This is a genomic window from Thauera sp. (genome assembly GCF_034003485.1).
Lineage (GTDB): Bacteria > Pseudomonadota > Gammaproteobacteria > Burkholderiales > Rhodocyclaceae > Thauera.
Genome location: NZ_JAVEYL010000003.1, coordinates 96163 through 118130, shown reverse-complemented (window position 1 = coordinate 118130; position 21968 = coordinate 96163). Strand labels below are relative to the sequence as shown.

The window sequence follows — 21968 nt, the reverse complement described above, 5'->3', positions numbered from 1 at the left end:
ATACAACAGACCGCCCTCAGGCGCCCTGCCGCGGCGGCGGAAGGCTCTCCAGGAAGGCCACTGCATCTGCCTCCGCGCGCGTGCGCCGCATCGGCGGCAGGCTGCGCCAGACGACCTTGCCGTAGGACTTCTCGATCATGCGCGGGTCGCAGATGCACAGCACGCCGCGGTCGCGCTCACTGCGGATCAGGCGTCCGGCACCCTGCTTCATGTTGATCACCGTCTTCGGCAACTGGTGATGCACGAAGGGGCTCAGGCCCTGCTTCTGCATGTGCTCGACGCGCGCAGCCAGCACCGGGTCGTCAGGCGGCGCGAATGGCAGCTTGTCGATCACCACCAGCGACAGCGCATCGCCGGGCACGTCCACCCCCTCCCAGAAGCTCTGGCTCGCTACCAGCACCGCGTTGCCCAGGCGCCGGAAGCGTTCCAGAAGTTCGGTGCGCGAGCCCTCACCCTGGAGCAGCACTGGCAGGTCGTCGCCACTTTGCTGCAGGCCGTCGAGGATGAGTTCGTGGATACGGCGCATTGCGCGCAGGGAAGTACACAGGACGAAGGCGCGTCCGCGCGCCGCGCGGATCAACGGCAGCGCGACCTTTGCCACGCGCTCGATGTAATCGGGTGAGTTGGGGTCGGGCATGCCGGCGGGCGCATACAACAGCGCCTGCTCGGCGTAGTCGAAGGGGCTGCCCCACACCGCGGTGAGCGGTGGAGGGTCCATCCATGCCAGGCCCAGCTCGCGGCAATAATGACCAAAGTCGGCCTTGCCCACGGCGAGCGTGGCGGACGTAAACACCCACGCCCGCGGATGGCCTTCGAGCTGACGCTTGAACACGTCCGACACATGCAGCGGCGTGGCGTTGAGCGCCAGCGACTGGGAAAAGACCTCGACCCAGCGGATGAGATCCTTCGCGTCCGGGTTACGCCAGCTCGCGAGGCGCTCGGCCATCTCCTCGGTGCGGCGCAGGCAGTTGCCGAGGCCCTCGGAACGTTCGGCCTGGGTGTCGAGCACGGCCTGGAAGTCGGCGAGCACCTTTTCCAGCGCCTCGACCATGGCGTCGAAGTTCTCGCGCTCGGCGGCCTGCGCGGCGGAGATCCGCGCGCTCTCGGCACCGAACACCAGGCGCAGGTCGCGCGCCGCCTTTTCGAGGTTGCGGGTCTGGTCGATCATCGCCACGCAGTCGCGCGCCGCGGCCACCGTCTCGGAGCGCGTGTCACGCGCGAGCTCCAGCACCTGCGCGGTGGACACGCTTTCGCCGAAGAACAGGCTCGCGGTCTCGGGCAACTGGTGCGCCTCGTCGAAGATCACCGCGTTGCACGCCGGCAGCAGCTCGCCCATGCCCTCGTCGCGCAGCATCACGTCGGCGAAGAACAGATGGTGATTGACCACCACCACGTCGGCGTCCATCGCGTTGCGCCGCGCCTGCATCACGAAGCACTCTTCCTTGTTCGGGCAGTCCTGGCCGAGGCAGTTGTCACGCGTCGAGGTGGCGGCGATCCAGGCCATCGAGTCCTCGCGCACATCGGTGCATTCGGCCTTGTCGCCGGTCTGCGTGACCTGGGCGAAGCGGGCGATCGCACGCAGGTCGGCGGCGTCCTGCGCGGTGAGGAAGCGACCGTCGCGCGCGTTGCGCTCGAGGTGGTAGTGGCAGACGTAGTTGGCGCGGCCCTTCAACAGCGCGATCGTGACCGGCACCTTGAGTGCTGCGCGCACGGTGGGCAGGTCGCGGTTGAAGAGCTGGTCCTGCAGCGTCTTGGTGCCCGTCGAGATGATGACCTTGCCGCCAGCCAGCAGCGCCGGCACCAGATACGCGAAGGTCTTGCCGGTACCGGTCCCCGCCTCCGCCACCAGCACGCGGTTCTCGCGCAGCGCCGCAGCGATCTTCTGCGCCATCTCGATCTGCTGCGGACGGGCGCGGAAGCCGGGAATCGCGGTGGCGAGCGGGCCGTCGGCGGCGAAGATCGGAGTGGGGTCGGACATCGACTCTGAAAACTCGTTGAAACCGTGGAGTATAGCGCCCCAAGCCTCGCTGGCGGCGCTCCGCGAACCAGTTGTTTGTCATAGCAGACAAGCACGCTGAGAAAGATCTTCACACCGCAGTCACGGACCTGAAACCTGCACTCGGGACAATCCAGCCTCCCCTTCAGCCAACCGATCCACGGAGCCCGTAATGAGTCAGTTCGACCTCGACGACCTGCCCAGCAACCTTTCCGACAACGAGCACTTCCAACAAGTCGTGGACCGCGTGGTGTCGCGCCGCGGCTTCCTGAAGAGTGGGCTCGGCCTCGGCGCCGCCGCCTTCCTCGCTGCGCCGCTCGCCGCCCAGGCCGCGCAGCACGCGCACCAGCATATGGGTGCCGGCTTCGGCAACAACGGTCCCCGCAAGGCACCGAAGATCGGCTTCGCGCCGGTTGCCATCTCCGAGGGAGACGCCATCGTCGTTCCGCCGGGCTACAGCGCGCAGACTTTCGCGCCGTGGGGCGATCCGTTGTTCACCGACTCGCCGATGTGGAAGCCGGACGGCACCAACACCGGCGCCGACCAGGCCCGCCAGATCGGTGACAACCACGACGGCATGCACTTCTTCCCGATTCACGGGAAGTCGAGCCAGGAAGGCCTGCTGGTGATGAACCACGAGTACACCAACTACGAGTACCTGTTCGGTGCCGAGTTCATGGAACCGTGGACCGCCGACAAGGTGCTCAAGGCGCAGAACGCGCACGGTGTCTCGGTCATCCACGTTCGCCAGCACCGCAACAAGTGGGAGATCGTCCTCAACTCCAAATACAACCGTCGCATCACCGGCAACACGCCGATGCAGATCAGCGGCCCGGCCGCCGGCCACGCCCTGATGAAGACCAAGGCCGATCCCACTGGTACGCGCGTGCTCGGCACGCTGAACAATTGCGCCAACGGCTTCACGCCCTGGGGCACCTACCTGACCTGTGAAGAGAACTTCAACGGCTACTTCGGCACCGCCAGTGGTGTGGATGGCCGCGACGACGTAATGCGGCGCTACGGCATCAGCGCCCGCGGCACCGGCTATCGCTGGGAAGAGTTTGACGATCGCTTCGACTACGCCAAGGAGCCGAATGAGTCGAACCGTTTCGGCTGGGTGGTTGAGATCGATCCCTTCGATCCGACCTCGATGCCGGTCAAGCGCACCGCGCTCGGCCGCATCAAGCACGAGAACTGCGCCTACGCCCTCACCGCCGACCGTCGCATCGTCGTGTACACGGGTGACGACCAGGTCAACGACTACATCTACAAGTTCGTATCCGACGGTCGCTTCGTGCCAGGCAAGGATGCCGCCAACCGCCGTCTGCTCGACCACGGCAAGCTCTACGTGGCCAGGTTCGGCAACGGCGCGACCGCCGGCGACTTCATGGGGACCGGCGAGTGGGTGTTGCTCGACAAGCAGGCCAATCCGGTCCTGGCTGCCGACGCCCGCTTCGCCGACCAGGCCGAGGTGCTGATCAAGACACGCCTCGCCGCCGACGCGGTCGGCGCGACCAAGATGGACCGCCCCGAATGGATTGCGGTGCACCCGGGGACCAACGAGGTCTACTGCGCGCTGACGAACAACAGCGGCCGCAGCGCAGGCGCCATCGATGATGCGAACCCGCGCGCCCAAAACCGCTTCGGCCAGATCGTGCGCTGGCGCGAAGGCGGCAACGACGCTGGGGCGCTCAGCTTCGAGTGGGATCTGTTCGTGATCGCCGGCAACCCGAACGTGTATGCGCCGGGCGACCTCAATGCCGGCTCGTCGGCCATCGACACGTCGAACACCTTCAACAGCCCGGACGGCATCGGTTTCGACGCCGATGGCCGGCTGTGGATCCAGACCGACGGCAACTTCAGCAACACCGGGGTTTACGCCGGCCAGGGCAACAACCAGATGCTGTGCGCGGACCCCGCGACCGGCGAGATCCGCCGCTTCCTCGTCGGCCCGTCGGGTTGCGAGATCACCGGCCTCACCTTCACCCCGGACGGCAAGACGATGTTCATCAACGTCCAGCACCCCGGCGAAGTCGGCAGTCACCCCAAGCGCCCGACCCCGCCGGCGGGCACGTCGATGGACGATTACATTGCGGCCAACCCGCTGGCGTTCAGCCAATGGCCGGATGCGAGCGGTGGCCGCCCGCGCTCGGCCACCGTCATCGTCACCAAGAACGACGGCGGCGTGATCGGCACCTGACGAACGGCATCAGCCGCGCAGCCCGCATAGTCCCGTCAGGCGCTGTGCGGGACCTGCCGGTCGCAAGACCATCGAGCCTGCCCCGGAGTCACGTCCGTGGCAGGCTCGAATTCTTTACGCTGCGCTCGGCTTCTCGTCGCTCGATTTCCCTTCGCCGGTGATTTCCAGAGCCTCCCCGGCTGCGCGCACATTGCCGCCGTCGGCGCCGAGCAGCTTCAGGTAAGCCGGTGGCGCCTTGCCCTGCTTGTCCTCACCGAAGTAGAGCGTCATGTGCGGGAACGGAATCTCGATGCCAGCCGCATCGAAGTGGCGTTTCACCAGGCGATTGTAGGCCCGACCGACCGGGAACTGCGAGCCCGCAAGCGTCTTGATCCGCACCCGCAGATTGACCGAGCTATCCGCAAGTGCAGTGACACCATGCACCTCGAGTTCGTCGCTGAGAATCTGAGCACGCAGCGCCGGATCCTGCAGCAGTTCATCGAACGCCCCCCGCAGATGCTCGATCGCCTCGTCGGTGTCCTCCCGATAGCCGATCCCGTACTCACCGACGTGGTAGGCGAAGTCGCGGTTGTAGTTCGACACCGTGTCGACCGAAGAAAACGGTAGCAGGTGATACGTCCCGGAGAGGTCGCGCAAGCCGAGCGAGCGGATCGTCATCCGTTCTACCGTGCCGGTGATGCCGCCCGCGGTGACGGCATCGCCAACGTCGATCGCGCGCTCGAGCTGGATGAACACACCGGTGATCACGTCCTGAACAAGCTTCTGCGCGCCGAAGCCGATCGCCAGGCCGAGCACGCCGGCTCCGGCCAGCAGCGGTGCGATGTTGATGCCGATCTCGGCCAGCACCACCATTGAAGTCACCACCACGAGCGCAATGGCCACCGCGTTGCGAAAGATGGTGAGCAGCGTGCGCGCACGCGGATTGGGCGTGGCGCCGGCTTCAGGGTTGAGGCGGAACTCGATCCAGCTCGCGATCACCAGCCACACCAACAAGGCGAGTACGACGATCAGCGCCACCGAAAGCAGGCGGCCGATCATGCCCGCCCCTGCATCCGATGCCACCCAGGCCCCCAGATCGAAGGGCGTCCACGCGTCGACGATGAAGGCAAGCACGACCGCAAGGATGACGAAGCGCGCGAGCTTGAGCGCAGTCGGCACATAGGCGTTGAGTCGGGCCTCGAGCAGCGGGAACTTCGCACGCAACTCGTCGCCGATGCGGATCCGGCGCAGGATGACCTGCGTCAGTAGCGCGGCCAGTGCAATGCCCACCACCACCGCAACGATCGTCTGTCCGGTCGCCGCCAGCATGAACGGAAGCGCTTCCTCCGGATACAGGATGGAGGTGACCAGGATGGCGACGAGATAGATGATCGCGACCACATGCCAGATACGCGCTCCGATCGCGAGGCTGACGCGCGCAAACGGCGAGGCCATGCGCTCGCCCAGCGCCTCTAGCGCGGCACCGGTGCGCACCCGGTTCTGCATCACGATCACCGCCGCCCGCAGCAGCGCGGCGAGCATGATGACGATCGCGACCGCACGCCCCAGCTCGGCGGTGACGAAATGGTTGATCAGCGGCACCGCAAGCAGCAGGCCATAGCCGAGGAAGAACACCATGCGCGAGGCCCATGCATACCAGTAGGCCGTTTCCTCGGACGACACGGGCAGCACGCGCAGGTGCTCACCATAGCGCGAGAACACAAGCCGCAACACGGCGCGCAGCGATTCCACGACCAGGAAGGCATTGAGGAAAAGCGACTCCTGGGGGCGCAGCTCGCCGGCGGTGCCGAGCAGGAACAATGCGAACGCATACCCAACCGCACCGGCAAGCGCAATCGTCGCCACGTCGGTCAGTGCAGCACCCGCAACCGCGAGCCCGCGCCGGACCCAGATGACGGCACGCGGGCCACCGGACGCAGCGGCGGAGCGATCCAGCGTGCGGAAGATGAAACCGGCGCCGATGTACAAGAGGCGGAACGCGACCAGCGTCACCACGACCAGGGCCGCAAACTCCCCCACCAGCCAGAGCAGCGCCTGCGGGTCGGCGCTCAGCAGCCGAGCCCATGCATCGCCGACCGATTCGACCGCGTTGCGCGTCTCGCGCACCGTGCCCTGCGCCACGCGCTGGGAAAAGTCGGCAACGCGCGCGGCGACCGACGGGTCGGGCGCCGCGGTGGCGAGGGCGTCTGCGCTGACATTGTCGCCCAGCTTGCGCAGTTGCTCGACGAGCGCGGCGCGAGCTGCCTCATCCTCGAGCAGGTCGGCGAGGCGTTGGTGACCGGCCTCGCCGGAGGCGGTCTGAACCGCGGGTTCGGCGGCGAGCGCGGATGATGGAAAGAGGCCTGCGAGCAGAAGCGCAAATACAAACGCGCGGCAGGCCATGAGCATGTGCGTCATGGCGGGGCTCCTGGAGTGGGGATGGTCGGGGTTCGGCACCGCCAGGGGGTGCCGAGGCCGCACGATGTCCCCGCAGCGGGAGACGCCTGGCTCGCCTGCCTCGTTCTAGCCCGGGAGGTCAGCGCAAGTGGCGTGCGGCCGATTAGTTTTGCGCAATTGTATCATGCTCGACAGATAGCCCCTCCCGCACGCCACCGTACGCCCGCGCGACGCGCACCGGATGCTCACTCGGTGCGATGCGCTTCCGCAAGATAGTCGCGCGTGCGCATCTCCATCAAGCGGCTGACCGTGCGCACGAATTCGTGCGCGTTGTGGCCTTCGGTATAGAGGTCGTAGGCATCGACGGCCGCGCTCATGATCAGCTTCACCCGGTGGTCGTAGAGCACGTCGATGAGCCAGGTGAAGCGGCGCGCCTCCGACGCATTGGCAACCAGCATCTTCGGTACGGCGGAGAGGATCACCGTGTGATGCTCGCGGGCGATCTCCAGATAATCGTTCTGCGAACGCGGGCCGCCACACAGCGTCACGAAGTCGAACCAGATCACCCCCGGTGCCTGGCGTACCACCGGCAGGCTGCGGCCGAGCACCTCGACTGCCCCGCCCCGCCCCTCGCTCGCCGCGAGGCGGCGGAAGTCTTCGGCCATCTTGCGCTCGGCGCCCTCATCATGCGGGACGAGGTACATCTCCATGTTCTCAAGGGTGCGCAGCCGGTAGTCGGTGCCGTCGTCCACCTCGATGACGTCGAAGCGCTGCTTGATCATCTCGATCGTGGGCAGGAAGTTGATGCGCATCAGGCCGTTCGGATACAGGCCGTCGGGCGGGTAGTTCGAGGTCATCACGAAGATCACGCCGCGCGCGAACAGCGCATCGAGCAAGCGGCCGAGGATCATCGCGTCGGCGATGTCGGAGACGTGAAACTCGTCGAAGCACAGCATCCGGGTGTGGCGGGCGATGCGGTCGGCCACCTTCTGCAGCGGATCGGGTTCGTGGTTATGGTCCTTGAGGTCGTTCTGTACTTCCTGCATGAAGGCGTGGAAGTGCACCCGACGCTTGCGCTTGTAGGGCACGGCGTCGTAAAAACAGTCCATCAGGAAGCTCTTGCCTCGCCCCACGCCGCCCCAGAAATAGACGCTGCGCGGCATCTTCGGTTTGTTGAAAAGCTGCTTGATCTTGCTGCCCTGGCGAGCCGCCTTGAAGCCAACGAGTTCCGTATAGAGCCCCTGAAGCCGCTGCGCGGCTGCGCGCTGCGCGGGGTCTGACTTGAACCCGCGCGTCCTGAGCTGGTTCTCGTAGGCGTCGATCATCCCGTGTTCGGGAACGTTGAGAGTGCGATGCGGCATGGTGTCAGGCGAACGAAACGGATTGATGGCTCGGCGCCCCGAATGGGTCAGGGCCACTTACGCGCGCCGGGCAAGAAGCGCGGAACGGATGCAGAAAAAACAGACGGCAGGGTAGACGGAAAAAGGGTGAGTGGCGAGGACCGGCCCCGCGCAGCTCACCCTCCCGTGCATCAGTACCCGATCAGAAGTGCAACGGGCGCTTGTCGCAGGCGAGCGCAGCCTCGTGCACCACTTCCGAGAGCGTCGGATGGGCGTGGCAGATGCGCGCCAGGTCTTCGGAGCAGCCGGCGAACTCCATCGCCACCACCGCTTCCGAGATCAGCTCGGAGGCATTGGCGCCGATGATGTGCACGCCGAGGATGCGGTCGGTGCTGGCGTCCGCCAGCATCTTGACGAAGCCGGTCGGGTCGCCCATGCCGAGCGCACGGCCGTTGGCCATGAACGGGATCTTGCCGACCTTGTAGGCCACACCGGCGGCCTTCAACTGCTGCTCGGTCTTGCCGACCCAGGCAATCTCCGGGCTGGTGTAGATCACCCAGGGTACGGTGTCGAAGTTGCAGTGCCCCGCCTGGCCAGCCATCAGCTCGGCGACCATGACCGCTTCTTCCATCGCCTTGTGCGCCAGCATCGGACCACGCACCACGTCGCCCACCGCCCACACGCCGGGCAGGTTGGTCTTGCAGTGGTCGTCGACCTCGATCATGCCGCGCTCGGTGATCTTCAGTCCCACCGCTTCGGCGTTAAGGCCTTCGGTGTTGGGCACGCGGCCAACCGACACGATCAGGCGATCAGCTTCCAGCTTCTGATCTGCGCCGTCCTTGTCCTTGTAGTTGATCGTCACACCCTTCTTGCCGATCTTGACCTCGCCGATCTGCACCCCGAGGTTGATCTTGAGGCCCTGCTTGGTGAACACCTTGAGCGCCTCCTTTGCCACATCCTGATCGGCAGCGGCAAGGAAGTCGGGCATGGCTTCGAGCACGGTGACGTCCGCACCCACGCGGCGCCACACCGAGCCCATCTCCAGGCCGATGACGCCCGCGCCGATCACGGCGAGCTTCTTCGGCACCGCGTCGATGTCGAGCGCGCCGACGTTGTCACACACGATCTTGTTGTCGACCGGGATGCCCGGCAGGTGGCGCGGCGACGATCCGGTGGCGACGATGACCTGCTTGGCGACGACGAGCTCGTCACCCACCTTGACGTGCCAACCTGCGTCGCCCTTGCCGGCGAAAGCACCATGGCCGTTGAGCAAGGTCACCTTGTTCTTCTTGAACAAGCCCTTGATGCCCCCGGTGAGCTGGTCGACGATGCCCGACTTGCGCGCAATCATCTTTGCAACGTCGATCTTCGGCGTACCCACGCTGATGCCCTGGCTCTCGAAGCTGTGACCCGCTTCTTCGAACAGGTGCGAGGTATGCAGCAGCGCCTTGGACGGGATGCAACCGACGTTCAGGCAGGTGCCGCCGAGGCGCGGCTCGCCCTTGGGGTCGGCATAGGGGTTGGATTCGCAGCATGCGGTCTTGAAGCCGAGTTGCGCGGCACGGATGGCTGCGACATAGCCGCCGGGGCCACCGCCGATGACGAGGACGTCGAATTCTTTGGACATAAATCTCTCCCTACGGAAAAACGGGGCGCTGCCCCGCCGCGCAGGTCTTCACCTGGCAGCGTGACGCGCCCCTGTTCGTTGTGATCAGACGTCGAGGATCAGGCGAGCGGGATCTTCCAGCGCTTCCTTCATCGTCACCAGGCCCAGCACCGCCTCGCGACCGTCGATGATGCGGTGGTCGTAAGACATGGCCAGATAGTTGATGGGACGCACGACGACCTGGCCGTTCTCGACCACGGCGCGATCCTTGGTGGCATGGATGCCGAGGATGGCAGACTGCGGCGGGTTGATGATCGGCGTCGACATCATCGAGCCGAACACGCCCCCGTTGGAGATCGAGAACGTGCCGCCCGACAGGTCCTCCAGCGACAGCTTGCCGTCCTTGGCCTTCTGGCCGAACTCGGCGATCTTGAGCTCGATCTCGGCAATCGACATGGACTCGGCGTTGCGCAGGATGGGCACCACCAGACCGCGCGGCGAACCCACCGCGATGCCGATGTCGATGTAGCCGTGATAGACGATATCGTTGCCATCGACCGATGCGTTCAGGATCGGGAACTTCTTCAGCGCGGCCACCGCGGCCTTGACGAAGAAGCCCATGAAGCCCAGACGCACGCCGTGCGCCTTCTCGAACTTGTCGCCGTACTGCTTGCGCAGCGCCATGACGGGGGCCATGTTCACTTCGTTGAACGTCGTGAGGATGGCATTCTCGTTCTTCGACTGCAGCAGGCGCTCGGCGATGCGGGCGCGCAGTCGCGTCATCGGCACGCGTTCTTCGGCGCGATCGCCGGTAGCGACCACTGCCGCAGGTGCGGCAGCAGCGGCAGCCTTGGGCTGGGCAGCGACGGCATCTTCCTTGGTCACGCGACCGCCACGTCCCGACCCGGCGACGTCACCGGCAGCGACACCTTTTTCGTCGAGGATCTTGCGCGCTGCCGGGCTGGCTGCACCGGCCGCACTCGAGGCGACGGCGGCGGGCGGCGGGGTGACGGCCTGAACCGGCTCAACCACCGGACCGCCAGCAGCGGCAGTAGCCTCGGTGTCGATCTGTGCGATCAATTCACCCGAGGTCACGGTGTCGCCATCGGTCTTGATGATCTTGACCAGCACACCGGCGGCCGGCGCCGGCGTCTCGAGGACGACCTTGTCGGTTTCGATGTCGATCAGGTTTTCGTCACGCGCAACGGCGTCGCCTTCCTTCTTGTGCCACGACACCAGCGTCGCTTCGGACACGGACTCGGACAGCTGCGGTACTTTAACTTCGATAAGCATGAATTCTCTCCCAAGGTACTGTATTAGTTAGGGGATTGCGGCGTCGCGTCCTGGATCGGACCGAAAGCGTTTTCGAGGATGTCCTTCTGCTGCTGGTTATGCTTTGCGTAATACCCCACTGCAGGCGAGGCCGATGCCGGACGGCTCACGAGCAACAGCTTGCGCTTGGTGCCCAGCACATTGACGAGATGCTGACGCGAGGCGAGCCAGTACCACGCGCCCTGGTTGCGGGGCTCTTCCTGGCACCAGACAACTTCCTTGGCGTTCGGGAACTGCGCGATCGCCTTGCCAAACGCATCGGCCGGGAACGGATACAACTGCTCCACACGAACCAGGGCGGTGTCGGTGATGTTGTTCTCGCGGCGGTGCGCCAGCAATTCGTAGTAGATCTTGCCCTGGCACAGGACAACGCGCTTCACCTTCTTCGGATCGAGTTTCTCGACTTCCGGGATCACGGTCTGGAAGCAACCGTTCGCCAGCTCGTCGATCGACGAAATCGCTTCCTTGTGGCGCAGCAGCGACTTCGGCGTGATGATGATCAAGGGCTTGCGCAGACGACGCACCATCTGCCGGCGCAGCAGATGGAAGATCTGTGCCGGCGTGGTCGGCACGCAAATCTGCCAGTTGTTCTCTGCGGCCATGTTCATGAAGCGCTCGGGACGTGCCGAAGAGTGCTCCGGACCCTGGCCTTCATAGCCGTGCGGCAGCATCATGACCAGGCCGGACAGTCGGCCCCACTTGGCCTCGCCAGAGCTGATGAACTGGTCGATCACCACCTGAGCGCCGTTCACGAAGTCACCGAACTGCGCTTCCCACACGACGAGCTCATTGGGCTCAGCAGTCGAATATCCGTATTCGAAAGCCAGCAGGGCCTCTTCGGACAGCACCGAGTCGTAACACTGGAAGCGCGCCTGGCCTTCCTGGATGTGCTCGAGCGGCTTGAACGTGCCCTCGTCCCAGCGCTCACGCTTCTGGTCGTGCAGTGCAGCGTGACGGTGGAAGAAGGTGCCGCGATTGACGTCCTCACCCGAGATACGCACTGCGTAGCCCTGTGCCAGCAAGCTGGCATAAGCGAGATTCTCACCCATGCCCCAGTCGAGCGGCAGTTCGCCACGACCCATCGCAGCGCGATCGTCAATGATCTTCTTGACGCGCGAATGCAGGGCGAACCCTTCGGGCAGCGTGGTGAGCCGTTCGGCCAGACGCTTCACTTCCTGGCCCGGGATGGCGGTATCGGCTGCGTCGGTATATGGCTGCTTGAGGAAGGGCGTCCAGTCCACCGCATGCTGGCGGTTGTGACCGGAGAGCACCGGGTTGTAGAGCAGTTCGCCGCGGTCAAGGTGCTCGCGGTACTCGGCAATCATCTTCTCGGGCTCGTCGGCGGTGATCGAGCCCTCAGCTACCAGGCGATCCGCATACAACTTGCGGGTGCCGGGATGCTTCTGAATGGTGCGGTACATCAGCGGCTGGGTCACCATCGGCTCGTCCTGCTCGTTGTGGCCGAGCTTGCGGAAGCAGATGATGTCGACCACGACGTCTTTCTTGAACTCCTGACGAAACTCGATCGCCAACGCGGTCACGAAGGCCACCGCCTCCGGATCATCACCATTCACATGGAAGATCGGCGCCTCGACCATCTTGAAGATGTCGGTGCAATACAGCGAGGAGCGGTAGTCGCGCGGATCGGAAGTCGTGAAGCCGATCTGGTTGTTGACGACGATGTGCATCGTCCCGCCCGTGCCGTAGCCGCGGGTCTGGGAGAAGTTGAGCATCTCCTGGTTGACACCCTGACCGGCGACAGCAGCGTCACCGTGGATCAGCACCGGCAGCACCTCGCGCTTCTCGATGTCCTTGCGGCGCACCTGGCGCGCGAAAACCGAGCCCGCGACCACCGGGTTGATGATCTCGAGGTGAGACGGGTTGAAGGCCAGCGTCAGGTGCATCGGGCCGCCCGGCGTCATCACGTCGCTGGAGAAGCCCATGTGGTATTTCACGTCGCCCGCCGAAAGATCGGCAGCGGCCTTGCCTTCAAACTCCGAGAACAGCATCGAGGGCGACTTGCCGAGCGTGTTCACGAGCACGTTCAGGCGACCGCGGTGCGCCATCCCGATCACCGTCTCGGCAACCCCCAGGCCACCGGCCACGCGGATGATCTCGTCCATGGCGACGATGGCGGTTTCACCGCCCTCAAGCGAGAACCGCTTCTGACCAACGTACTTGGTGTGCAGGTAACGTTCCAGCGTTTCAGCAGCCGTCGTGCGCTCCAGAATGCGCTTCTTCATTTCGAGCGAGAACTTGGGCGTACCACGTACGCTCTCGAGTCGGCTCTGGATCCAGCGCTTCTGGGCGATGTCGGAGATGTACATGTACTCCGCACCGATCGAGCTGCAGTAGGTCTGGCGCAGGGCTTCGAGGATCTCGCGCAGGCTGGCGTGCTCGGTCGTGAAGCCGTGGAACGAGCCCACGTTGAAGCTCTTCGAAAGGTCGGCTTCGGTGAAGCCGTAATACGACGGCTCGAGTTCGGGGATCTGCGGACGCTCGGTGCGCTTGAGCGGATCGAGGTTCGCCCAGCGGTTGCCCAGGAAGCGGTAGGCGTTGATCAGTTGCAGGACCGAAACCTGCTGCTTGTCCTCACCACCACCCGAAACGATGGTGCGGACCGGGCCACGCTTGGCCATCTGCTCGAAAGCCGCGATGACCGGGCCATGCGCAACGTCGCGCGTGGCCGCACCGGCCTGGCTCTGCAGCTTGTCAAAGTATTCGCGCCATTCGGCAGTCACTGACGCCGGGTCGGCGAGGTAATTTTCGTATTGCTCTTCGATGAACGGCGCGTTCGAGCCGAACAAGTGCGAAGTTTGTTCGAGTTGCTTCATCATGATGAAAGCCACCTGTTATGTGCTTATGTGCCATTGCCCCGCTTGGGGGTGATGCGGTGTTCGGGAACGCCCCGGCGCCTGTCGGAAGGAAAAACGGGATGGCCACGCATGCGCAGCCACCCCGTACACTTCAGAGTCGGCGAAGCCTCCCTCCCCTCTCCATCGTCTCTTACGGACGCTGTCCGAGTGCCGGAACGTCGCGGCGTGCAGTACCAACGTAAAGCTGGCGCGGCCGACCGATCTTGTATTCCGGGTCAGTGATCATTTCTTCCCACTGGGTGATCCAGCCGACCGTACGCGCCAGGGCAAAGATGCAGGTGAACATCGAGGTCGGGATACCGAGTGCCTTCTGCACGATGCCCGAGTAGAAGTCGACGTTCGGGTACAGCTTCTTCTCGACGAAGTACTCGTCTTCGAGCGCGATCTTCTCGAGTTCCTTGGCCAGCTTGAACAGGCGGTCGTTCTCCAGCCCCAGTTCGGCCAGCACGTCGGAGCAGACCTTGCCCATCAGCTTGGCGCGCGGATCGAAGTTCTTGTACACGCGGTGGCCGAAGCCCATCAGCTTGAAGCTGTCGTTCTTGTCCTTCGCGCGCTTGATGTACTCGCCCACGCGCGACACGTCGCCGATTTCCTCGAGCATGTTGAGGCAGGCTTCATTCGCGCCACCGTGCGCCGGACCCCACAGGCAGGCAATACCGGCCGAGATGCAGGCGAACGGGTTGGCGCCCGAGGAACCGGCCAGACGGACGGTCGAGGTCGAGGCGTTCTGCTCGTGGTCGGCGTGCAGGGTGAAGATGACGTCGAGCGCGCGGACGAGCACCGGGTTCGGCTCGTAACGCTCGCACGGCGTCCCGAACATCATGTGCATGAAGTTCGCGGTGTAGTCGAGGTCGTTGCGCGGGTACATGAACGGCTGGCCGCTGTTGTACTTGTAGGCCATCGCAACAATGGTGGGCAGCTTGGCGATCAGGCGGTTGATCGAGATGTTGCGGTGCTCGGCGTCGGAAAAGTCCATCGCCTCGTGATAGAAGGCCGACAGCGCACCGACGACACCCACCATGACCGCCATCGGGTGTGCGTCACGGCGGAAGCCCGAGTAGAACTTGGTCATCTGGTCGTGCACCATCGTGTGGTTCTTGATGGTGCCTTCGAAAGCCGTCTTCTGCTGCGCGTTCGGGAGTTCCCCATTCTTCAGCAGATAGGCAACCTCGAGGAAGTTGCAGTGTTCAGCAAGCTGCTCGATCGGGTAGCCGCGATACAGCAACTCGCCCTTGTCACCATCGATGAAGGTGATCTTCGACTTGCAGCTGGCCGTCGACAGGAAGCCCGAGTCGTAGGTGAAGAGGCCAGTCTTGCCGCCCAGGGTACGGATGTCGATGACATCGTTGCCGTGGGTGCCGGTCATGACCGGAAATTCGACGGACTGGCCATCGACGTTGAGGGTTGCAGTGCGTTCAGTGCTCATAGATCGTCCCTTCTACTTGCCGGTTTAACTGCTTATCGTCGTAATCGAACCGAAAAACACTGCGTCACCCCTGACGCAGCAGCCCGATCATCTCCTTCCAGCGGTCATTTTCACAAGCCTTGCTGCCGTTTACCCACGCCCAGAGATCGTAGTCATCGCAGCTCAGCAGGTCGTCCAGATCCGCCACCTGATCGTCGGTCAGACGATCGAAATGCTTTTCGAGAAAACGCGTGAACACCAGGTCGAGCTCTAGCAGAGCCCGACGGCACTGCCAGCGCACGCGCCCTCTGTTGATCGTCATACGGTCGACCTGCCCTTAGACCGCACGCCGGACCATCATGTCCTTGATCTTGCCAATCGCGCGAGTCGGATTCAGACCCTTCGGACAGACATCGACGCAGTTCATGATGGAGTGGCAGCGGAACAGACGGTACGGATCCTCGAGATTGTCGAGGCGCGCCCCGGTGTCCTGATCGCGAGTGTCGGCCAGGAAGCGGTACGCGGCAAGCAGGCCGGCCGGGCCGACGAACTTGTCCGGGTTCCACCAGAACGACGGGCACGAGGTCGAGCAGCACGCGCACAGGATGCACTCGTACAGCCCGTTGAGTTCCTCACGGTCTTCCGGCGACTGCAGACGCTCACGCTCCGGTGCCGGATCGTTGTTGACCAGGTAGGGCTTGATCGAGTGGTACTGCTTGAAGAACTGCGTCATGTCCACGATCAGGTCGCGGATGACCGGCAAGCCGGGCAACGGACGCAGCGTGATCGGCTCCTGCAGGCCCTCCACGTCGGTCAGACACGCCAGGCCATTCTTGCCGTTGATGTTCATCGCATCCGAACCGCACACGCCTTCTCGGCAGGAGCGACGGAACGACATCGAGTCGTCCTTCGCGCGCAGGCGGATCAGCGCATCGAGCAGCTTCTTGTCGGACGGTTCGAGTTCGACCGAGATGTCCTGCATGTAGGGCTTCTCGTCCTTGTCCGGATCGTAGCGGTAGATCTTGAAATGAACGGTACGCTTGCTCATGTGTATTTCTCCCGTGCGCTCAGTAGGAGCGCGTGGCGAGCTTGATCGGCTCGACATCGTCTGACAGCGGCTTGAGATTGACCGGCTTGTAATCGAGGCGATTCCCCTCGCTGTACCAGAGGCTGTGCTTCAGCCAGTTGGCATCATCCCGCCCGTTCGGATTTGCCGCCGTATCCGGCGCGTCGTCGCGGACGTGGGCGCCACGCGACTCCTTGCGGGCCTCGGCCGACACCATGGTGGCGCGCGCAACTTCGATCAGGTTGTCGAGCTCCAGCGCTTCCATGCGGGCCACGTTCCAGACCTTGGACTTGTCCGCAATCTCGGTACGCTTGGCGCGCTCGGCGACCTCGCCGATCTTCTGCACGCCTTCCTTGAGCAGATTGTCGAAGCGGAACACGCCCGCATGCTTCTGCATGGTGCGTCGCATCTCTAGACCGACGTCGAACACGCTTTCGCCGTTGGTCTGGCCATCGAGGCGCGCCAGGCGAGCGAGCGAAACCTCCGCAGCGTCGGCCGGCAGCGGCTTGAGCTTGAGCTGGCCCGACTGGAAGTCCTCGACCACGGTCTCGCCCGCAGACTTGCCGAACACCAGCAGGTCGAGCAGCGAATTGGTACCGAGGCGGTTGGCACCGTGCACCGAGGCGCAGGCACACTCGCCCGCCGCGTAGAAACCGGCGACCGGGCTGTTCGGGCTGCCGTCCTTCGGCACCACGACCTGGCCCTTGTAGTTGGTCGGGATGCCGCCCATCTGATAGTGGCAGGTCGGCACGACCGGGATCGGCGCCTTGATCGGATCGACGCCGGCGAACTGGATCGCGATCTCGCGAATGCCAGGCAGGCGCTTCATGATGGTCTCGGGCGAAAGGTGGGTGATGTCGAGCAGCACATGGTCCTTGTCCGGGCCCGCACCGCGACCTTCGTTGATCTCGGTCGTCATCGCACGCGACACGATGTCGCGCGAGGCGAGGTCCTTCAGGTTGGGCGCGTAGCGCTCCATGAAGCGCTCGCCGGACGAGTTACGCAGAATGCCGCCTTCGCCGCGCACCCCTTCGGTGATCAGCACGCCCGCGCCGGCCACGCCGGTGGGGTGGAACTGCCAGAACTCCATGTCTTCCAGCGGAATGCCGGCGCGCGCTGCCATGCCCACGCCGTCGCCGGTGTTGATGAAAGCGTTGGTCGAGGAGTAATAGATACGGCCGGCACCGCCGGTGGCGAAGATGGTGGCCTTGGCGTGGAAGATCGAAACCTCGCCGGTCTCCATTTCCATCGCGGTCACGCCGAGCACGTCGCCATCGGCATCGCGGATCAGGTCGAGCGCCATCCACTCGACGAAGAACTGGGTGTTCGCGCGCACGTTGCGCTGGTACAGCGCGTGCAGCATGGCGTGACCGGTACGGTCGGCCGCGGCACAGGAGCGCATGACCGGCGCCTGGCCGTAGTTCATCGAGTGACCGCCAAACGGACGCTGGTAGATCTTGCCGTTGTCGGTACGGTCAAAAGGCATGCCGTAGTGCTCGAGCTCGATGACGACTTCGTTCGCCTTCTTGCACATGAACTCGATGGCATCCTGGTCGCCCAGCCAGTCCGACCCCTTGACGGTGTCGTACATATGCCAGTGCCAGTTGTCCTCGGTCGAGTTGCCGAGCGAGGCGGCCACGCCACCCTGCGCCGCTACGGTGTGCGAGCGAGTCGGGAAAACCTTGGTCAGCACGGCGGTCTTGAGGCCGGACTCGGAGAGTTGCAGGGCTGCACGCAGGCCGGCACCACCGGCACCGACGATGACCGCATCAAAGGTACGCTTAGCGACGTTCACGCTTAAAGCCTCCACAGGATCTGGGCCGCCCAGCCGGCATAGCCGACGAGCAGGAAGAGGGTGACGAGGTGCAGCGCCAGGCGCACACCCGTCGGTTTGACGTAGTCCATCCAGATGTCGCGGATGCCGATCCAGGCGTGATAGAACAGCGACAGGAAGAACAGGAAGCTGAGGAAGCGGAACAGGCCGCCGGAGAACAGACCCGACCACGCCTCGTAGCTCAACTCGGACAGACTGAACGCGCTGAAGGCGAAGATGATCGTGAAGATCGCCATATAGACCGCGGTCGCACGCTGCGCGATCCAGTCCTTGAGGCCATAGTGGGCGCCGACGACGATACGCTGTTTCACCATAGTGCCACCCCGATGATCAAGGTCAGCGCGATGCTCACGCCGAGGACGATTTTGGAAGACATGCGCGCAGCCTCGAGCTCCAGGCCCTTGTGCATGTCGAGCAGCAGGAAGCGGATGCCAGCGCAGAAGTGATGCAGGTAGGCCCAGAGCAGGCCCATCAGGAGCAGCTTGACCAGCGGGTGACCAACCACAGCACTGAAGGTCTCGAAGGTTTCGGCAGAACCGAGACTGCGGTCGAGCAGATAAAGCAGAAAGGGAAGCAGCAGGAACAGGCCTGCACCACTCACCCGATGAAGAATCGAAACAATACCCGGCAACGGGAGCCGGATCTGATTCAAGGCCAGGTGCTTCGGCCTTTGTTTGCGCACTGTCGCTTCTGACATGAAGACTCCCCTCTGCATGTGCGACGGACTCCCGTCGCGGACTCCGAAAAAGACATAATTATAGCGTCGGAGCTTGCCGACAACTTACAACCACACCCGTCAATTCAACTCGTTCAGATAAAAATGTTCCGCGGTCGAATACAGCCCGCGCCGCCACTCGACCGGCTTGTCGCCATAGGTGTAAGTGACGCGCTCGACCGACAGCAGTGGCGTACCCTCCGTAACTTTGAGCGCCTCGCTGGCGCCACGATCGGCGGCCACCGCGCGGATGCGCTCTTGCGCGCGTATCATGCGCACCCCGAACCGGCTCTCGAAAAGGCTGTAGAGAGACCCGTGCCAGCCTTGAAGAGTTTCCGCGCTCAGACCCTGGAAAAGCTCACCAGGAAGATAGATCTCGTCGATGACGACGGGTTTGTTTGCGAATTTGAGGAGACGACGCACGATGATGATTGGCGCGCCAGGCTCGATCGCGAGCATCCGCGAGGCCTCCTGCCCGGCCTTTGCCCGCCAGCAGTCGAGGGGTATGCTCTGCGGCGCCGACAGATCGCTATCGACCGGAACCAGACGAAGGAAGCGGAAGAGCGCGCGCGGGTCGTTGTGCGACGCGACATAGGTGCCCTTGCCCTGCTTGCGCACCAGCAGGTTCTCGGCAGCCATCTCGTCGATGGCCTTGCGCACCGTACCTTGCGACACGCTGAAGCGGCCGGCGAGCTCCTGCTCACTGGGAATGGCCTGCCCGGGGCGCCACTCACCCGTCTCAAGTGCCTGAAGGATCAAGGCCTTGATCTGGCGATATAGCGGGCTGAAGGTAGGCGATTCATGCGACATGCGCGCATTTGATCATAAAAATACGCGAACGTCTATCACTCTTCTTATATCTTATATAAGACATAAGACCATATTTGACAGAGTCGATCCAACCCATTAGTATCCGTGCGCCTTATCGGTGGCCTCGAAAAAGGGCTCCCAAGCGCTGCGGGGCGACACGACGTGCATCCGGACCAGATCCGCGTCGAGTCCTTCATCGCAAGTGCAGGGCAGGATTCCAGCACATTAACGACCGTCTCACTCGAGGGAGTATCTACATGAGCAAAGCCCCCATGCGCGTTGCTGTCACCGGCGCCGCCGGCCAGATCGGCTACAGCCTGCTGTTCCGGATCGCCAGTGGTGAAATGCTGGGCAAGGACCAGCCCGTCATCCTGCAACTGCTCGATCTGCCCCAGGCCCAGAAAGCGGTCAAGGGCGTGATGATGGAACTGGAAGACTGCGCCTTCCCGCTGCTCGCCGGCATGGTCGCCACCGACGACCCCAACGTTGCCTTCAAGGACGCCGACGTCTGCCTGCTGGTCGGTGCCCGTCCGCGCGGCCCCGGCATGGAGCGTGCCGACCTGCTGACCGCCAACGGCGCCATCTTCACGGTGCAGGGCAAGGCCATCGCCGAGAACGCCAAGGAAGACGTGCGCGTGCTGGTCGTCGGCAACCCCTGCAACACCAATGCCTACATCGCCCGCTCCGCCGCGATCAAGGTCGGCCGCACCAACCCGGCCAACTACCACGGCATGCTGCGCCTGGACCACAACCGTGCCCTGTCGCAACTCGCCGCCAAGACCGGCCGTGAAGTGTCGTCGCTGAAGAAGATGGTCGTGTGGGGCAACCACTCGCCCACGATGTACGCCGACTACCGCTTCTGCGAGTCGAACGGCGACGGCGTCAAGGCCCTGGTGAACGACCACGCCTGGAACAACGACGTCTTCCTGCCCACCGTCGGCAAGCGCGGCGCTGCGATCATCGAGGCCCGTGGCCTGTCGTCGGCTGCCTCGGCTGCCAACGCCGCCATCGACCACGTGCGTGACTGGGTGCTCGGTTCGAGCGACTGGGTCACCATGGGCGTTCCGTCCGACGGTTCCTACGGCATCCCCGAAGGCGTCGTGTTCGGCTTCCCGTGCGAGTGCAAGGACGGCCAGTTCAAGATCATCCAGGGTCTGGAGATCGACGAGTACTCCCAGGGCAAGATCAACATCACGCTCAAGGAACTCGAAGACGAGCGCGCGGCCGTTGCCGACATGCTGAAGTAATACCAGCGCAAGCGCGGCGTCAAGCCGCCTTCGCCGAGGGCCACGGGGTTAGAATCCCGTGGCTTTTTTCTTTTCTGCCCCCCGTTCTCCGCCCCGCCCTTTTTCGTCTCTCGACGCACCCCCAGTTCTGGCGCGGCAGAACGAGGCATTCACCGCCGCCATCGAGGAGTCCGACATGCACCTGCATCCCGCCGAAGTCCTGTTCTCAGGCGAGAAGCCCTTCCCCGCCCTCCCCGCTGTCGACCACTATGCCGGCGCCGAGAAGCTGATGCTCAAGGCGCTCAAGCTGCAGCAGGAGCTCGGCCCTGTGTTCGACATCACCTGCGACTGCGAGGATGGCGCACGCGCGGGGGCCGAGGCCGAGCACGCGCGCATGGTGGTCGAGCTCGTCAATGGCGCCGAGAACCACTTCGGCCGCGTCGGTGCGCGCATCCACGACATCACCCATGCGCACTGGCAGCGCGACCTCGAGATCCTCGTTGGCGGTGCCGGCAATCGACTGGCCTTCATCACCCTCCCCAAGGTGCGCTCCGCCGCCGATGCCGCCGAACAGATCACCGAGCTGCGCCGGGTCGAGGCAGCCTGCAACCTGGAGCGTGCGCTGCCGGTGCACGTGCTGATCGAGACCCACGGTGCCCTGCGCGACGCATGGGAGATCGCCGCGCTAGACGGCGTCGAGGCGCTCGACTTCGGCCTGATGGATTTCGTCTCCGGCCACCACGGCGCCATCCCCGGTAGCGCGATGAAGAGCCCGGGCCAGTTCGAGCACCCGCTCATCGTGCGCGCCAAGGCCGACATCACCGCTGCCGCGCTCGCCAATGGCGTCGTGCCCTCGCACAACGTCACCACCGAACTGCAGGACGTCGCGGTGATCCGCCACGATGCCGAACGCGCCCGCCGCGAGTTCGGCTACCTGCGCATGTGGAGCATCCACCCCAACCAGATCATGCCGATCATCGCAGCCATGCAGCCGGACTTCACCGAGGTCGAGGAAGCCGCCGAGATCCTGACCGCGGCACAGGACAACGCCTGGGGCCCGATCCAGCACAGGGGACGGCTGCACGATCGCGCGTCCTACCGCTATTACTGGGAGCTGCTGCAGCGCGCGCGCAACACCGGCGTGGAGCTTCCCGGCGAGGCCCGACAGCGTTTCTTCGCGCTCTGA

At 64.1% G+C, this 21968-nt stretch carries 16 protein-coding genes; 3 read left to right on the top strand and 13 right to left on the bottom strand.

Features of this window, described 5'->3' with window-relative positions:
- Positions 1-16: 16 nt before the first annotated feature.
- Complete coding sequence (locus tag RBT54_RS02690; protein ID WP_320363835.1) at positions 17-1978, bottom strand: ATP-dependent DNA helicase; 1962 nt, start codon at positions 1976-1978, stop codon at positions 17-19.
- A 190-nt stretch (positions 1979-2168) separates the two neighbouring features.
- On the opposite strand from RBT54_RS02690, the gene RBT54_RS02685 reads away from it, so the two are divergent.
- Positions 2169-4196, top strand: a complete 2028-nt coding sequence (locus RBT54_RS02685; RefSeq protein ID WP_320363833.1) for a PhoX family phosphatase — start codon at positions 2169-2171, stop codon at positions 4194-4196.
- Between the two features lie 114 nt (positions 4197-4310).
- Here RBT54_RS02685 and RBT54_RS02680 read toward each other — a convergent pair whose 3' ends face one another.
- From RBT54_RS02680 to RBT54_RS02625, 12 genes are all read right to left on the bottom strand, one after another.
- A complete protein-coding gene (locus RBT54_RS02680) occupies positions 4311-6593 on the bottom strand; it encodes a mechanosensitive ion channel domain-containing protein (protein ID WP_320363831.1) in 2283 nt (760 codons plus the stop codon).
- Positions 6594-6817: 224 nt separating this feature from the next.
- Positions 6818-7933, bottom strand: a complete 1116-nt coding sequence (gene zapE, locus RBT54_RS02675) for a cell division protein ZapE (protein ID WP_320363829.1) — start codon at positions 7931-7933, stop codon at positions 6818-6820.
- Between the two features lie 181 nt (positions 7934-8114).
- Entirely contained in the window at positions 8115-9539 is a 1425-nt protein-coding gene (lpdA, locus tag RBT54_RS02670) for a dihydrolipoyl dehydrogenase (protein ID WP_320363827.1), read from the bottom strand.
- Between the two features lie 84 nt (positions 9540-9623).
- On the bottom strand, positions 9624-10811 hold the full coding sequence (gene odhB / locus RBT54_RS02665) for a 2-oxoglutarate dehydrogenase complex dihydrolipoyllysine-residue succinyltransferase (protein ID WP_320363825.1): 1188 nt from the start codon (positions 10809-10811) through the stop codon (positions 9624-9626).
- A 23-nt stretch (positions 10812-10834) separates the two neighbouring features.
- On the bottom strand, positions 10835-13687 hold the full coding sequence (locus tag RBT54_RS02660) for a 2-oxoglutarate dehydrogenase E1 component (RefSeq protein ID WP_320363823.1): 2853 nt from the start codon (positions 13685-13687) through the stop codon (positions 10835-10837).
- A gap of 169 nt (positions 13688-13856) precedes the next feature.
- Complete coding sequence (gltA, locus tag RBT54_RS02655; RefSeq protein WP_320363821.1) at positions 13857-15152, bottom strand: citrate synthase; 1296 nt, start codon at positions 15150-15152, stop codon at positions 13857-13859.
- 64 nt (positions 15153-15216) lie between these two features.
- Positions 15217-15453 carry a succinate dehydrogenase assembly factor 2 gene (locus tag RBT54_RS02650; RefSeq protein ID WP_320363819.1) on the bottom strand — a complete coding sequence of 79 codons (237 nt, stop codon included), beginning with the start codon at positions 15451-15453 and terminating at the stop codon, positions 15217-15219.
- Positions 15454-15468: 15 nt separating this feature from the next.
- A complete protein-coding gene (locus tag RBT54_RS02645) occupies positions 15469-16179 on the bottom strand; it encodes a succinate dehydrogenase iron-sulfur subunit (protein WP_320363817.1) in 711 nt (236 codons plus the stop codon).
- Positions 16180-16198: 19 nt separating this feature from the next.
- On the bottom strand, positions 16199-17992 hold the full coding sequence (gene sdhA, locus RBT54_RS02640; protein ID WP_320363814.1) for a succinate dehydrogenase flavoprotein subunit: 1794 nt from the start codon (positions 17990-17992) through the stop codon (positions 16199-16201).
- A gap of 2 nt (positions 17993-17994) precedes the next feature.
- Positions 17995-18345, bottom strand: a complete 351-nt coding sequence (gene sdhD / locus RBT54_RS02635) for a succinate dehydrogenase, hydrophobic membrane anchor protein (protein WP_320363812.1) — start codon at positions 18343-18345, stop codon at positions 17995-17997.
- Positions 18339-18728 carry a succinate dehydrogenase, cytochrome b556 subunit gene (sdhC, locus tag RBT54_RS02630; protein ID WP_320363953.1) on the bottom strand — a complete coding sequence of 130 codons (390 nt, stop codon included), beginning with the start codon at positions 18726-18728 and terminating at the stop codon, positions 18339-18341. Before sdhC ends, sdhD begins: the two co-directional genes overlap by 7 nt.
- Positions 18729-18827: 99 nt before the next feature.
- The gene (locus tag RBT54_RS02625; RefSeq protein WP_320363810.1) at positions 18828-19556 is read right to left on the bottom strand and encodes a GntR family transcriptional regulator; all 729 of its coding nucleotides are present in this window, start codon (positions 19554-19556) and stop codon (positions 18828-18830) included.
- Positions 19557-19813: 257 nt separating this feature from the next.
- On the opposite strand from RBT54_RS02625, the gene RBT54_RS02620 reads away from it, so the two are divergent.
- Together RBT54_RS02620 and RBT54_RS02615 are read left to right on the top strand one after the other, a co-directional pair.
- The gene (locus RBT54_RS02620; RefSeq protein WP_320363808.1) at positions 19814-20803 is read left to right on the top strand and encodes a malate dehydrogenase; all 990 of its coding nucleotides are present in this window, start codon (positions 19814-19816) and stop codon (positions 20801-20803) included.
- Positions 20804-20978: 175 nt separating this feature from the next.
- A complete protein-coding gene (locus RBT54_RS02615) occupies positions 20979-21968 on the top strand; it encodes an HpcH/HpaI aldolase/citrate lyase family protein (RefSeq protein ID WP_320363805.1) in 990 nt (329 codons plus the stop codon).